Source organism: Motilimonas pumila (genome assembly GCF_003596335.1).
Taxonomy (GTDB): Bacteria; Pseudomonadota; Gammaproteobacteria; order Enterobacterales; family CBDFNC01; genus Motilimonas; species Motilimonas pumila.
Window position 1 is genome coordinate 1 of record NZ_QZCH01000046.1, and the last position, 15,991, is coordinate 15,991.

Annotated in this window: 6 protein-coding genes and 1 pseudogene; 2 read left to right on the top strand and 5 right to left on the bottom strand. The window is 47.2% G+C overall.

Features of this window, described 5'->3' with window-relative positions:
* The 3 genes from D1Z90_RS19530 to arcB form a co-directional block, all read right to left on the bottom strand.
* Positions 1-389, bottom strand: a 389-nt coding sequence (locus tag D1Z90_RS19530; RefSeq protein ID WP_119912474.1) for a hypothetical protein, incomplete at its 3' end; no start/stop codon positions are given.
* Between the two features lie 307 nt (positions 390-696).
* Positions 697-3,288 (bottom strand): Ig-like domain-containing protein, encoded by a 2,592-nt coding sequence (locus tag D1Z90_RS19535; protein WP_119912475.1) that lies wholly within the window; start codon positions 3,286-3,288, stop codon positions 697-699.
* Between the two features lie 766 nt (positions 3,289-4,054).
* Complete coding sequence (gene arcB, locus D1Z90_RS19540) at positions 4,055-6,373, bottom strand: aerobic respiration two-component sensor histidine kinase ArcB (RefSeq protein ID WP_119912476.1); 2,319 nt, start codon at positions 6,371-6,373, stop codon at positions 4,055-4,057.
* 258 nt (positions 6,374-6,631) lie between these two features.
* On the opposite strand from arcB, the gene folE2 reads away from it, so the two are divergent.
* The gene (gene folE2, locus D1Z90_RS19545; protein ID WP_119912477.1) at positions 6,632-7,555 is read left to right on the top strand and encodes a GTP cyclohydrolase FolE2; all 924 of its coding nucleotides are present in this window, start codon (positions 6,632-6,634) and stop codon (positions 7,553-7,555) included.
* 141 nt (positions 7,556-7,696) lie between these two features.
* Here folE2 and D1Z90_RS19550 read toward each other — a convergent pair whose 3' ends face one another.
* Both D1Z90_RS19550 and mnmL read right to left on the bottom strand, forming a co-directional pair.
* The gene (locus D1Z90_RS19550) at positions 7,697-10,135 is read right to left on the bottom strand and encodes a transporter substrate-binding domain-containing diguanylate cyclase (RefSeq protein WP_119912478.1); all 2,439 of its coding nucleotides are present in this window, start codon (positions 10,133-10,135) and stop codon (positions 7,697-7,699) included.
* Positions 10,136-10,280: 145 nt separating this feature from the next.
* The gene (mnmL, locus tag D1Z90_RS19555; RefSeq protein WP_119912480.1) at positions 10,281-11,213 is read right to left on the bottom strand and encodes a tRNA modification radical SAM protein MnmL/YtqA; all 933 of its coding nucleotides are present in this window, start codon (positions 11,211-11,213) and stop codon (positions 10,281-10,283) included.
* A gap of 386 nt (positions 11,214-11,599) precedes the next feature.
* Between mnmL and gltB the strand changes: the two are divergent.
* Positions 11,600-15,916, top strand: a pseudogene (gene gltB / locus D1Z90_RS19560) (glutamate synthase large subunit); the annotation flags it as partial.
* Positions 15,917-15,991 lie beyond the last annotated feature (75 nt).

Genomic DNA, 15,991 nt, shown 5'->3' on the forward strand with positions numbered 1-15,991 from the left:
TCGCCGTCACCTCCACCTGAGCCATTATTCCCAGGGTTAATGTCACCTGCATGCACGCCGTCTTGCCAAGGGTTTTCGGGGGGCTCAACTTGACTTCCGCTCCCACTGCTTGAGTTATTATTGCCGCCACTGTGACTGCCCCCTGATGAAGAGCCCGTTTGTCCGCCTTGCTGGTAACCCCCTTGCGGCCCACTTTCATCAAAAGGAGATGGGACGCCTCCCATCTCACTGGCAATATCCCCTCCTTGCTCACGTACAGTACTGCCAAATATCTCAAAGGCCACAATAGCCACGATAACGACTAAACCAATTACCGGTATATACTCAGAAATAGCAGCGCCGAGCTGGCGACGTTTAGTCGAAGAAGATTGTAACAAAGACAACAACATGGGTATTCCTTACCAAAAAAGCCTTCACTGGCATTTACCTTCAATGCGAGAGCAGAGAGGGTATCGGGGAGGGACTATCGTATTACAAAAAGTAAAATTTAAGTGAAACCTTAATGATAAGGTTAACTTGCATCAAGCTATTTTTGTATTTTTTTGAAGCTTGTAGTGTTTGTAAGACAACCTGTTGCGGTTTAAAAGTATGAGTAAATGCTTATTAGATTATCGCGACATAAATTGATTGGACTTTAATTTCTCCAATAAAAAGGCACCTACGGTGCCTTTTTTCAAGGCTTTTCTGGCGTTTTATCTAGCGCTGATTCATGGCATCCAACTTATCGCCAACGGGGCCGGAAAAGTTAAAGCCGTCATGCTGGTCCCAATTAATCGACCAAGTCATTACACCACCGAAATTCGGGTAGTTAAATGCTGGTTTAATTTGTCCGCATTGAGTGCCTAATGTCAGGCAGTCGAGTGCGGCGCTGATATTAGCAGGCGTGGATTGGCCAGAGTTTGCAGAGCTTGGGCCAGAAGGTAAACCTATCGCCACTTGATCGCCGCGCAGCGGTGCAAAACGAGAGCCGTCCGCTAACTCAAAGCCTTCCACAAGCATTTTAGATGCAGCAACCATCATATCTACCGAGCCTTCAGGCGCTGCTCCGGGAGTATAGGGGTTGGTTAAACCACCATTGTTATATAACTGTACATGCAGTAAATCTAAGGTATCCCTCAGTGCATCAATCACTGGAATATATGCCCCCCATATGCCTGAGTAAGCCACCATGCCACCATGAACATAAGGGTGCTCTGGTGCCATCGTCAGGTACATGTCACCGCCTATGTTTGCCTCAATTTGACGCAAAGCCCGGGGTAAACGCGCTTGTATTTGCGAGCCATGAAGTAAATTAGAGCCACTTTCTAAATCAATGTCGAGACCGTCGAAGCCCCACTCTTTGATTATCGCGGTTAAACTGCTGACAAAGTTAGCTTCATCGTTATCCGTGTTTAACGTGATGGTGCCTTCAGCGCCTCCTAGCGATAAGACAAATACCTTACCTTTAGCCTGTAAGTCAGCCATATCTTGCTTAAATACGGCAGGATCTAACGCCGGACAAGTGCTTCGAATATCGCGCTCAAACAGGTTGAACTGCACTGTTCCGTTACTGCTGCGATCATTTTCAGCAAAAGCGATATCAATCACGTCCCAGCGCTCAGACATGTCAGCCAGACGCATCGGACAACCTGCACCATTAACAAAATTGTGCCAATAGCCAATGAGCTTATGCGTTTTAGCCACTTGCGCCAATACAGCTATGTTTTGACTCGCCGAGATCTGACTATTTCCTTGAGTGTCTACTACTTGTGCGGTCAGGTTATAACTGCCTGCCGCCCCAGTTTGCCAATTAGCGCTATATGGCGCGCTTGTATCTGTCGCCACGACAGTGCCATTTATCAGAAAGTTAACCTGTTGCACGTCACCGCTGAGCGCGTTGGCCTGGGCTTCAAGTAATATATTTTTACCCACAGCAAAGCGCGCGCCAACAGCAGGACTCGTGATGTTGACCACCAAAGCTTGATCACTCACATTCACTAATTGAGTCGCAGTGGTTTGATTGCCTTCATTATCCGTGGCAACGGCTTGTAGTTTCACCTCCCCCACTCCTGCAATCACCCAATCAATGGCATAGGGCGACGTGGTATCCACACCAAGTACTTCTGTGCCCCCCGCATATTCAATGCCATCGATCACTCGCATGCCATGTACCGCTTGAAACTCCACTTGCGTAATGCTGCCGTCGTCATCACTGGCATCAGCGGCAAAGGTTTGTGTCATGCCAGCAAGTAATACTGCATTTTCACTCGGGGCAGCAATGGTTATGGCTGGAGGTGCGCTGCAAACGCCCAGATCTTGCCATGCATCTTGCCAATGCTGACCTTGTCCAGGCGCATATGCCCATTCAGCGCTAGATGAACACCAGCCAGCAATCTGGCACTCAAACTTGCGATTTTGGTTTTGTATCAATTGCCCTGCTAGGTAGTTAGAGCCTGACTGGTACTGAGCTACTCCATTGCATCCGCCACTATTAGGCGTCTCAATGGTCAAACTCACGCTGGCACTAAAAGTACTCGCTTGCTCGTCATCGGTTGCTTTGGCTTTAAATGTTTGTTGCCCTGCTTCTAATACGTAGCTTTGTTCAAATGGAGCATTTGCATCACTGGCCACTAAGCTGTCGTTTACGTAAAAATCGACCTGTGCCACGCTGCCATCAGCGTCAGTCGCATTTGCACTTAAAGTGATGTTATCGCCGGCTTGATATGGCGTCGCATCTTCCACACTCGGGCTGGTTAAGGAAATGCTCGGGGGCTGATTAGTAGTAGCCTGACTCACCGTAAAAGCAACGTCTTCAGTGCTGCTGGCACCCAGGTCATCCGTGGCGGTCACCGTCAATGTATATTGGCCAAGCTCGGCAACCCAAGGAATTTGATAAGGCGCAGAGGTCAGCGTTGCTAATATCTGTTGCCCCAATTTAAATTCGACCTCGCTGATGACGCCATCGCTGTCAGTGGCTTGGGCGGCAAAAGTTAAAGCGTCAGCTTGAGTAAACTGACTGTTGTTCAAAGGGGATAAAATATTCACTTGAGGTTCACGATTAAACGGTTCACCCAAACAATCGTCAACGTAAGACCACTCTTGCCATGGCCCTGAGAACTCAGCCGGTGAATTGCCTCGGCTCCACCAGTTAGCTTGATAGGCTGAGTTGTTTTGTTTCACTTGGGTTCCACCACTGTAGGAACTGTCGCTGCGCCATTGTGCCAAGCTGCTACAGTCAGTTGCAGCAAAGCTTTGATGAGCCCACAGTAAACTGGCTGCCAAGGCGGTTAATTTAAAAGTCCGTTTCATGACCTATCTCCATGCTTGAGACACAGCAATGGCTCACCACATCCAGCCACATCAAAAACCTTAGGGATTAGCGACAACTTATCAATAACTTACTGGCAAAAATAAGACTCGCTTTACCGTCAAGGCTAATTTTGAATGAGCGACAAATAACCAACTATCCGTGTCGAAAAATGTATCAGTGTTCGTGAGCAATGCTCACCCATTAAATATGGCTGAAGATATTAAAAACAACAAGATAGAGTATATTTATATAAAAAAACAATCTGGCGCAAAATGGTAACAAAAAATATAATAGGAGAGTTAAGATTCATCTCGAAAAAGCTAAATCTTAACTACTAAAAAGGTTCATAAATGAAAAAAATCCTTTACCCCATAACAGCTACGGCACTTTTACTTGCAGGCTGCTCTTCAAATCAAGTATCAAGTATCAAGTATCAAGTAATGATATTTCTTCATTAGAAGACTACAAATTATGCGAACAATTTGGGTATAACACTCAAATTGCCGACTCTAAAAATGCAAACTTAAGTTTTACCGAAATTAAAAAACGGGTTAACGGCAATACGTTCAGCCTCTCAGAGCAAGAGTGTCAAAATTACATGGCAATGGGAGCAAACCTCGCTAAAAAAGATGAATCCTCTCCTTCGACATTAGAAACGGTAATAGGCACAGCTGACGCCATAGGCACAATAGGTATGCCAGATACCGTTATCGTCGAAGAAAAAAGATCATTTTATTAACAATATGTAGCCAACGGATTGGCGCTCTATTGCTTATCGACCCAGTCATAAAGGGTTGTTAAGTCTTGTGGGTACTCGGTTTTTAATTGCTCCACCCAGTTATCAATATTGTCCCACCAGTTTGGCAAATCAGGAGACTGTGCCAACTGCGCAATTTCTCTGACGCGCTTTAACCCTACTGATCCCGCCGCCCCTTTAATTTTGTGGGCTTCACTGACAATATCTTCTTGCGAGCGTGCATCAAGGTACCCTTGTAAGCTTGCTACATAATCCGGCATGATATTTTCAAAAAGCTCAATGCTGGTCAGTAAGGTGTTTTTATCTACGGCTTCCATAAACTGCGTCAGCATTGGCGTATCAAGAATTTCATTCGCGTCTTGCTCGGTGATTACCTTCTCAGGCAAGCTAACAGGCTGCGCCAAGAATAAGTCTCCTACCATAGTAGTGACAGCCTCCATGCTCAGCGGTTTACTGATAGCATCATCCATGCCTCGCTCAAAGTACTCACTCGGATCTTTGATCACGTTGGCTGTTAACGCCACCACAGGGCATAAGCTGTCGCCGTATTGCTCACGCAAGGTTGCGACGACGTCAAAGCCATTAATGTCCGGCAATTGAATATCCAGCAATACTAGCTGGTAGTCATGCTCTGCCACCATATCTATGGCAGCTTGTCCCGTCATCGCAACAGAAACTTTATGGCCCAATTTTTCAAGTAAAGCCTTGGCCACAGTGACATTTAACTCTACGTCCTCAACCAATAAGATGTCTAAATTAGGCTGACTATTTACCAGTTCGCTCATTTGATTAAGCTGCGATGGAATCGCCACCTCTAAGTTAACGGTGAAAGTGGAGCCTTGTTCAACTTCACTGCTCACGGCAATATCGCCGCCCATGGCTTTTATCAGCTTATTGGACACTGCCAACCCAATACCTGTGCCAGTAGCGTGCATATTGCCTTCTACCTGATAATACATGCGAAAGATTTTTTTGAGCTGATCGGCTGGAATACCTATGCCCGAATCTTTCACCACAAAGGTCACTTTTACATGTTGCTCGCAAGTTTGCTGCGCCGACACGCTCACTTCTACCAGCCCTTGTTCGGTAAATTTCACGGCATTACCAATTAAATTCCACAAAACTTGGCGCAAGCGAGTTCCATCAGCTTCGATAAACTCAGGCAGCTCAGAGGTGCGTTCAAACTGCAGCGCGAGATTTTTTTGCTGCGCTTGCAAATACGCCAAGCTTTCTAAGTCAGAGACAAAATCGATAAAGTTCAGTGGTTTATTAACGATGTCTAAGCGCTTTCTGTCGATTTTATCGAGGTCGATAATATCGTTAAAAATATTTCCTAAAGTGGTGGCGCTGACGTGAATGGTTTTAAGGTATTTACGCTGCTGCTCGGTTAAGGTGTCGTCAAGTAAGATGCGGCTCAGACCAACGATGCCATTGAGCGGTGTTCTAAGCTCATGACTAATGGTGGAAATAAACGTGGTTTTATCGCGGCTGGCTTTCTCCAGTTTTTCTTCGTATTTCTTTCGTTCTGTAATATCACGGCCAAATCCCAATAAGCCAAGCCTTTGCCCTTTATGGTTAAAAAACGGCACCTTACTGAGCTCAAAATAGGCTTGCTTGCCATTTGGGTATTGCAACCACTGCTCGTAAGTCAGCGGTTCATTTGATTGAAATACTTCTTTGTCCGTTTCGACTACTTTGGCGGCCACGTCTGAGCTGTAGACATCGTGTGGCGTCAAGCCTATCAACTCCGACTCCTGCTTGCCGGTAAGCTGTTCTACCGCCTTGTTACAACCTGAGAAATAGCCGTCTTCGTTGCGGTAATAGACTAAATCAGGAGAGCTATCGATAAAGGATCGCAATAATGCGGTGCGTCCTTCGAGGGTTTTTTGTGTCGCTTCACGCTGCTTAATTTCACTTTCCAGTTCGGCCATCACCGCCATACGTTGGCGCTCGGCTTTTTGTCTCTCGGCAAACTCTAAATGCATCTGATTAATGGTATTGGTGAGTTCTTGGGTTCGCTCTAAATCACGCTCGCGCATTTGCTGTAATTTGCGCACCATGCGGGCAGACTTTTTGCGTGCCACTTCAAGTTGGTCAACGATGGCTGAAAAGAAGTAAATCGCCCAAGGCGCAATTAATAGGCCAAAGAAAACGGAGCGGATCAAGTCAATGTTTTCGACTTCCCCCGACAAAGATAAAGTCACCACTATTTGTACAAACAGGGCTAACAAAATCAAACAAGTGGCCATCAGCAGACTGAATTTAAAAATACCCAGACGGGTCAAAAACGACACGTAGAACTGCGACCAAGCTTTCATTTTCTTCATAATTACTCCTTTTGGGACAGATTAATGATAAACGAGGCTCGCAGAGAAAACCTTGCTTTTTTATGGTTTTTAATCTCGCTTCACAAGTTTATAATGCCCCCTTATGGCTGGCGTAAACATTCATTAGCAACAGCCAAAATGGGCATATGCTGCCGCAGTTAAAACAGGTATAAGTAGCAAGAAAAATTGCGCACTTTTTACTGTGGTGGTGGTAAACTATGCCGCCTTTAATCGTTGTCCCAGGAGTAATACCTTACTATGTCACTATCAATGCCAGATATCGCTAACAGTGCCTCTGCTCAAAAAGAAGGAATGTTAGATTGGGTTGGAATGAGCCAAATTGAGCTCCCATTGATGGTATCAAGTGATGCACAGGCAGCGATTCAAGTCAGTGCTAAAGCAGAAGCCTTTGTTAACCTTAAAGATCCTAAAGCGAAAGGCATACATATGTCGCGCTTGTATTTACTGCTCGATCAATTATCGATTGAAGGTGAAGTAACCTTAGAAAGCTTAAAGCAACTGCTTGCTGACTTCCTTAGTAGCCATGAAGATTTAAGTAACCAAGCGTTTATCAAATTAGCGTTTGATTACAACCTCAGACGAAAGTCATTGATCAGCGGCAAGAAAGGCTGGAAAGCCTATCAAGTCGTGTTAAGCGCTAAACAAGTGGATGACCAGTTTAATCTCGAGCTCGAGGTCAACGTGCCTTATTCATCAACTTGCCCTTGCTCCGCGGCATTAGCAAGGCAACTGATTCAACAAGCATTTAGCGAGCAATTTACGCAAGAAGCGGTAAGTGCAGAAGAAGTGAAACAATGGCTTGGCACCACTCAAGGCATAGTTGCCACGCCCCATAGCCAGCGCAGTAACGCTCAGGTTAAGGTAAAACTGGCTGCTGCAAATCCAAACTTACCCATTATTGGTTTAATTGACGCGATTGAAGGCGCATTGCAAACGCCTGTTCAAGCGGCGGTAAAACGCGAAGATGAACAAGAGTTTGCCCGCTTAAATGGTCAAAACTTGATGTTCTGTGAAGATGCAGCGCGCCGACTACAGCACAGTTTAAGCTCAGCTACCGCATTTGATGATTTCTGGGTGCGAGTAAACCACTACGAAAGTTTGCACGCCCATGACGCGGTTGCCGTTACCACCAAAGGCGTCGCCGGCGGTTATCAGCCTTAGTTTCTCGCGGCAATTATGGCCGTTTAGCAGTCAGCGCCACGCTGGCTGCATCGTCATTTTCCTTCCCGAAGTTCATTCTACTGGCATCAATATTTATACCGACTTCATCCCTGCTTGCCGGTGTACTCAATCTACCCTGCGTTAGCGAGGGCGATAAAACTGAGCTTGGTTTCGGCCACTTTCTTTTGCTTGATACAAAGCCTTATCTGCTAGTTGCACCAATTTCATCGGGTCTTGCCCCACTTGAGGCACTACGCTAACCACGCCTAAACTCATGGTGACCACTTTGGCCACTTGAGAATGTGCGTGGGCAATGCCCAGCCCTTCAATCTTTTCTCTTACCGTTTCAGCGATCATCAGGGCACCCCGTTTGTCGGTATCCGGCAGTAGCATCACAAACTCTTCTCCGCCATAGCGGGCCACTAAGTCGGTAGCTCGCTTCGAGCTTAGCGCGATAGCTTGGGCTACTTGTACCAAGGTATCATCCCCTTGCTGATGACCATAATTATCGTTGTACGGTTTAAAGTAATCGATATCCATTAACACAACAGCCAACGGCTGCGCCTCGCGGACACAGCTTTTCCAGAAGTACTGCAGCTTATCGTCAAAGCAGCGGCGGTTAGCTACCTGGGTAAGACCATCAACAAAGCTCAAGTCTTCTAATTTGGCAACGGCGTCGGCCAGCTGTTGCTCGGTTTGCTTACGCTCACTGATGTCGCGCGCCAGCATTAAAATGCCAACGCCGGTATTATTGGGTAAAGAATAGGGGCTTTTCGCCACTTCAAACCACACTTTGCGACCGTCAGGCAAAAAGCTGAGCTCTTCGTATTTAACGCTGCGGCCTTCTTCAATCAAAGATTGATGTTGATTGATATTCCACTCAACTTTATCTGGCGCCAGAAATTCTCGAATATGCTTACCACGAATTTGCTCTGAGCTTGATTGCACCATGACTTCTGCAAATGCATCATTGACCACTAAACAAAGGCCTGATTTATCCACCAAGGCGATAGGATCTGGGTACAATGAAAAAATATCTTCGCAACCATCAAGCCAAAATTGCCACGAGAGTTTCTGATGCTGTGACAAAGGCATCTGCTGCTCGCCGTATTTCACCGACATAATGGCGTACTTCACACCGCGCTCGTCGGTCAAAGGCACAATGAAAAACTCGGATTGCTCAACCGCTTTGCCCAGCCACACACTTTGTTCAATGGGTTTAATCAAGGCAAACTCGTGTTTGGAAAACAAATCAGCGTCTTTTTTACCGATCACGTCTTTCACCTTTAGACCAAACTGACCTGCCCACGCAGCGTTAGCGGCTAAAATTACGCCTTGCTTGTCTTTAATACACGCCGGCGTAATATGGGACTGCAACATAGCCAGTAACATTTGGCGGTGGCTGTCAGATGGCCGAAAATCCACTTCCGTTTTTAACTCACACAACTGGCAGAACCAATGCTTACGCTTCCCTTTACCGCGCCGTTTAGCATTGAGCAAATACGAATTTTGATGTCCTGCGACATTTTTCATCGACAGCATTTGCTGGCTAATTTTCCCATCCTCTTGCCCTGCCGCCATGATGCTAGTGAGCACTAATAGATGATCAGGCAAAGCTTGCCTGCCCGGCAGCAGGCCTATCGGCGCCAACTTATGAGCAATGAAAGACTGGTTATAACTGAGCAAGTATTTGCCGTCATAAGAAATGTTAAAGCTTGGAAAAGCACAATCATCGAGCGACAAAGGTTTACGCCGCATCGCTCGCATTATGTTGACAACAATGGCTCGCAGCACTAAATAAGTGAACAATACCAAGGCTAATAGCCACCACAATAGATCTTCAGACAGTACCCAAAGATCCATCAGGTCAGCTTTATCTTCCCAGCCAATGAGGTTATTGCCCCAGCTTAACCAATCCACCAATTCACCATGGCTGGCGTCAACTTGCGCAAACATATTAACATTGAGCAATTGGTGATGAGCTAAAACGACATCAAGTAAAACCAAGTTAATGCCAGACTTATAGGCAGAATGCGCCATTAACAAGGCATCTATTTCCCCTTGGTATAGCTGCCATAAGAGCCCTAAAGTAGAATGAACAGGTACCAACTGAATATGCGACAGGTCTTGTTTACCTTGGTGTAAAAACGCGGGTAGTACGCCCTTGCCCACCACGTAACCCACTTTCACTGGCTGCTGCTGTGAAATTTGTTGGGTAATCATGTCCCCGTCAGAAGAGGCGTAATAAAGGTGTAATTGCAAAGATAAAATAGGTAACGCAATGTCCCCAGCGCGAGGATTAAGCCGAGTCCACACCAGCGCCACGTCGCGCTGACTAATGTCATGTTGATTAAACACTACCGAAATGTCGCTGCGTTCACCCCACAAGCGCCAATAGTCCACTAGCAAGCCTTCGTGGCTTTGCTGCTGATAAAAGTGATAAGGCGCCATTTCTGCCGGTAGCATCACGTTGAGCTTGACCGGTTTTTCCGTTTCCAGCAGCCCAGCGTTGCCACTTGCGAACGCAGACGCACAAGCAGTAAGGCACAGCAATAAGGCAACACACAAGTTTGACAACATAGCCTGAACTTCCTTGATACTGTCGGCGGTGAGTCTAAGGTTATGGCTTTATATGCTTGGCTACCAGCCAAAATCATTAAAACATGACTTCAAACGCACATTTAATTAGCCAAAAAGACTTATAAGACAGCTTTATCCCCCTTTCTTAAGCTGCCAAGTAATGCCACTTAGGAGCCAGAGCGCTGCCCTGGGCACCATATTCAGATAACGCTTTAGCGACCGCTATCATGCCAAGCCAGCGATCCTCACACCAATCAGGCGCAATCAAGGTTGGTTTGCGCGCTGTAGCAGAAACGCGATGGAACACCACATCTTTGGGGGTGTGGCGAATCATCATTACAGCGGCCTCAACGTACTGCTCTAAACTTATCGCCGTCAAGCGACCTGCTTGATACGATTTGGCCATGGTGGAGCCAGTCACTATATGCAAAGGGTGTAACTTTAAGCCATCAACCCCTAAGTCTACCACTTGCTCAATGGTTCGCTGGTAATCAACCATGCCTTCACCGGGTAAGCCAATAATTAAGTGAGTGCATACCTTGATGCCCAACGCCCGTGCTTTTTCGCAAATCACTTGATATTCATGCCAACCGTGACCGCGGTTAATCCGCTTTAAGGTCTTGTCGTTACTGGTTTGCAAACCTAATTCTAACCAGACCTCTTTACCTTGCTGCTGGTAACTTGCCAACAAGGCCAGTACTTGGTCCGACACACAATCAGGCCGAGTTCCTACGCACAAACCAACAATGCCCCGATAAGCTAAAGCCTGCTGATATAAGCTATCAAGTTGCATCAGCTCGCCATAAGTACTGGTGTAAGCTTGAAAATACGCTAAATACTTTGCCGTTTTCACCTTAATTTCGGCTGATTTTAAGGCCAATTGCGTCGCTACGCTTTGCTGCGCTTGCGTCTCGTCCGCAAACGACGCCACGTTACAAAAGGTGCACCCACCTTTGCCTAATGTGCCATCTCGATTTGGGCAGGTGAAATTGCCATGTATGGTGAGCTTTTTCACTCGCTCACCGTAGCGCGCTTTTAAGTCTCGGCCAAGGGAGTTTACGAAGTGATCTAATTGCATAAAACTGGACAGGCTCTCATTTAGGGGCGCCCATGCTACCTGATAGCGTATGACGATAACCTGCTCAAAATCAATTCTATGGTCAAAAAGCGTCTTCGAAGTCGACAAGTATTGCAACATTTCTGAAACAATCCTCTTCTTTTATACTCTAATCATCAGACTTATAAAAAACAGCTACTTAGCAATAAAGCTGTCGCGATAGCCCCATTAAAGCCAAGAGGCAATTAACTATTTATTACAAATGAGACGAAGAAGTTAAAATTCACCGTAATATGTAAACAAAAATTGACTCCAAGCTCATTTCTGGTTAGTTTCTCGCCAACTTATATGCTAAGCAAATTCAATTGCCAGCTACGCTAGCTAGGCATTTTTCATGGAGCAACAAGATGTCTCTTTATCATCCATCCCAAGAGCGTGATAACTGTGGCTTTGGCCTGATCGCGCACACTGAAGGCGCTGCTAGCCATAAATTAGTGCGGGTGGCAATCTCAGCGTTAGATCGCATGAAGCACCGAGGTGGTATCGCAGCAGATGGGAAAACCGGTGACGGTTGTGGCCTGTTAATGCAAAAACCGGACGGTTTTTTCCGTGCTATCGCCGCCGAGAACCATTGGACGTTAGGCCGTAATTACGCGGTGGGCACGGTTTTTCTGAGTCAAGATCCGGTCAAAGCTGAAGCCGCTAAAACGCTGATTGCAAAAGAACTTGCCAAAGAAACCTTAGATTTAGTGGGCTGGCGCACAGTGCCAGTCGATGCCAATATTCTTGGCGAAATAGCCAAAGCCAGCTTGCCGCAAATTGAGCAGCTGTTTGTGAATGCGCCGACAGGTTGGCGCGCCGCAGACTTACAACGCCGTTTATACATAGTGCGTCGACGTATTGAAAAGCAAATTAGCGAGCAAGACGAAGACTTTTACATTGCCTGCCTGTCTAACCAAGTGACGATTTATAAAGGCTTGGTGATGCCAGAAGACTTGCCTAAATTCTATTTGGATTTAGCCGATATTCGCATGGAGTCAGCAATTTGCTTGTTCCACCAGCGCTTTTCGACCAATACCTCGCCGCGTTGGCCACTGGCTCAGCCCTTTCGATTACTGGCCCACAACGGCGAAATCAATACCATCGAGGGTAATCGGCAATGGGCAAAAGCCCGGTCGTATAAATTTAACTCTCCCCTTTTGCCTGACATGCAAGATGCCGCACCTTTTGTGAATACGTCTGGCTCGGACTCGTCTTCGTTTGACAACATGGTGGAACTCTTCCTAGCAGGCGGGATGGATTTATTCCGTGCTTTTCGCTTAGTCGTGCCACCCGCATGGCAAAAACACCCGGCCATGGACAGCGATTTAAAAGCTTTTTACGACTTTAACTCTATGCACATGGAGCCATGGGACGGACCCGCCGGGATCGTCATGACTGATGGCCGTTTTGCCGGTTGCGGTTTAGACAGAAATGGCCTGCGCCCTGCCCGCTATGTGATCACCAAAGATAACTTTATTACCCTTGCTTCTGAAATAGGTATTTGGGATTACCAGGCCGATGAAGTCGTTGAGAAAGGTCGCGTAGGCCCGGGAGAGCTGTTTGTCATCGATACCAAAACGGGCAAACTCTGGACCTCATTTGAAATAGACCAAGACCTCAAAAATCGACACCCGTACAGCGATTGGTTAGCCGCAAACAGCAAACGTTTAACCCCGTTTAGCGAGATTGCTGATGACGCTATTGGCGCCAGGAAAATGGACGAGCAAGCGTTAAAAAGTTACCAAAAACTTTTTGGCTATAGTTCAGAAGAACTGGAGCAAGTGATTCGCATTTTAGGCGAACAAGGCCAAGAAGCGACGGGCTCGATGGGCGATGACACGCCGATGGCGGTGTTATCTCAACGACCACGCGCCTTGTACGATTATTTTAGGCAGAAATTTGCGCAAGTCACCAACCCACCGATTGACCCATTGCGTGAAAACCATGTTATGAGCTTGGCTACCTGCATTGGTCAGGAGCAGAACGTTTTTAATGAGACAACGGGCCATGCTAACCGCGTCATGTTTGACTCACCGGTACTCTTGTATAGCGACTTAAAGCAGCTGCTAGAACTCGACCCTGAGCATTATCAACACAGCGAAATTGACATTACCTTTAGCGTAGAAGAAGGTTTAGCGCAGGCCATTGACAGGATCTGCCTACAAGCCCAGCAACAAGCCGCTAACGGCGCCGTTATGTTGGTGCTATCAGATTTTAACGTCACTGCCGAGCAATTGCCTATTCCTGCTGCGATGGCAGTAGGTGCGATTCAGCAAACCTTAGTCAACAACCATCTACGTTGTGACACCAACATCATTGTCAAAACAGCCAGCTGTCGTGACCCACACCAATTTGCCGTCTTGCTGGGTTTTGGTGCCACCGCGATATACCCTTACCTAGCCTATGAAACCCTTGCTCAACAAGTCGATAATGGCACCATTGATTTGCCGCTGCGCGATGCCATGGCTAACTTTCAAAAAGGCATCAATAAAGGCCTTTACAAAATCATGTCGAAAATGGGTATTTCGACCATTGCCAGCTATCGTTGCTCCGGTTTATTTGAAGCCATAGGAATCAGTGAGCAGGTAGTAACACAGTGTTTTAATGGTGTCGCCTCTCGCATTGCCGGGGCTACCTATCACGATTTTGAGCAAGACATTCAACGCCTAAATAAACTGGCATGGATCAAGCGTAAACCTCTTGAACAAGGTGGACTGTTAAAATACGTTCACGACGGCGAGTACCATGCCTATAACCCAGACGTTGTCACGAGTTTACAAGTGGCCGTTAAATCAGGCGACTATAACGATTATCAAGTCTTTGCCGACTTAGTCAACCAACGCCCTGTATCGAGCTTGCGAGACTTACTGGTGCTAAACACGCCGCAAAATGGCATTCAGTTGGCAGAGGTGGAAGCCCCTGAGTCTTTGTATCAAAGGTTTGATTCAGCGGCGATGTCTATTGGCGCGCTAGGCCCTGAAGCACATGAAGCATTAGCCATAGCTATGAACAGCTTAGGTGGTCGCTCTAATTCGGGAGAAGGCGGCGAAGACCCGGCGCGTTTTAACGATTTACGCTTGTCTAAAATTAAGCAAATCGCCTCTGGCCGCTTTGGCGTGACCCCGCACTACTTGATGAATGCAGAAGTCATTCAAATCAAAGTCGCTCAAGGCGCAAAACCCGGCGAAGGCGGTCAACTGCCCGGTCATAAGGTCACCACGCAAATTGCCAAACTGCGCTATTCAGTGCCTGGCGTCACCTTAATTTCGCCGCCTCCGCACCACGACATTTACTCGATAGAAGACTTGGCGCAGTTGATTTTTGACATCAAGGAAATTAATCCAAGCTGCTTAGTTTCCGTCAAACTGGTGTCAGAGCCGGGTGTTGGCACCATAGCGACGGGGGTCGCCAAAGCTTATGCCGACCTGATTACCATCTCAGGTTACGATGGCGGTACCGGAGCAAGTCCGCTAACATCGGTAAAATATGCCGGCAGTCCCTGGGAGCTTGGCCTGGCAGAAACTCACCAAGCGTTAGTCGCCAATGGATTACGCCACAAGGTCCGACTGCAAGTTGATGGCGGCCTAAAAACGGGCCTAGACATTATCAAAGCGGCTATTTTAGGCGCCGAAAGCTTTGGCTTTGGCACCGGCCCTATGGTGGCCCTTGGCTGTAAGTACCTGCGTATTTGTCACCTAAACAACTGTGCCACAGGTGTGGCTACGCAAGATGAAACGTTGCGAAAAAACCATTATCACGGCCTACCAGAAATGGCGATGAACTACTTTAAGTTCATCACCGAAGAGGCGCGTCAGCTAATGGCTCAACTTGGCGTGAAGCAACTAACCGACTTAATCGGTCGTACCGACTTACTCAGTGTAAGCCCGGGACAAAGCCAAAAGCACAGCCGTCTTGACTTGGCCGATATATTATATCAAGCCAAACCCAAAGCAGGGCTGGCACTGCATTGCACCGAAGCCAATCCGCCATTTGATAAAGGTGAACTTAACCGTCGCTTAGCAAGCGAGTTAAACCAAGCTATTGAAAACAAAACCGGCGCTGTGCTCAATGACACCATCAAAAATACCGACCGTTCTGTGGGCGCGATGCTGTCTGGGTTGATTGCGAAGCAACATGGTAACCAAGGCATGGCTGCCGATCCTCTAAAAGTCCATTTAACCGGTACCGCAGGGCAAAGCTTTGGGGTATGGAACGCTGGCGGGCTGGAATTATACCTCACTGGCGATGCCAACGATTATGTCGGCAAAGGCATGGCGGGTGGCAAGATAGTGGTACACCCTCACCCAGGCGTCGCGTTCAAATCACACCATGCATCCATTATCGGCAATACCTGTTTATACGGTGCAACGGGCGGCCAGCTATACGCAGCAGGCCGAGCCGGTGAACGCTTTGCGGTGCGTAACTCTGGAGCCCATGCTGTCGTAGAGGGGATGGGTGACAACGGTTGTGAATACATGACAGGCGGTATTGTCACTGTACTTGGTCACGTTGGCGTTAATTTTGGCGCAGGCATGACCGGCGGTTTTGCTTATGTTCTAGACGAGGACGCCAGTTTTGCACAACGCGCCAACACGGAATTAATAGACATCATTGCTCTGGATGACTTAGTGATCCATCAAGAGCACCTGCGCGGCATAATCAACGCGCACTATGATGAAACGGCGTTGTTGATCAAATAGTTTTCAGTGCGACAAAGGCTCATGCTGTTCACATTTCAGACCGCTGATTTTCTTTCA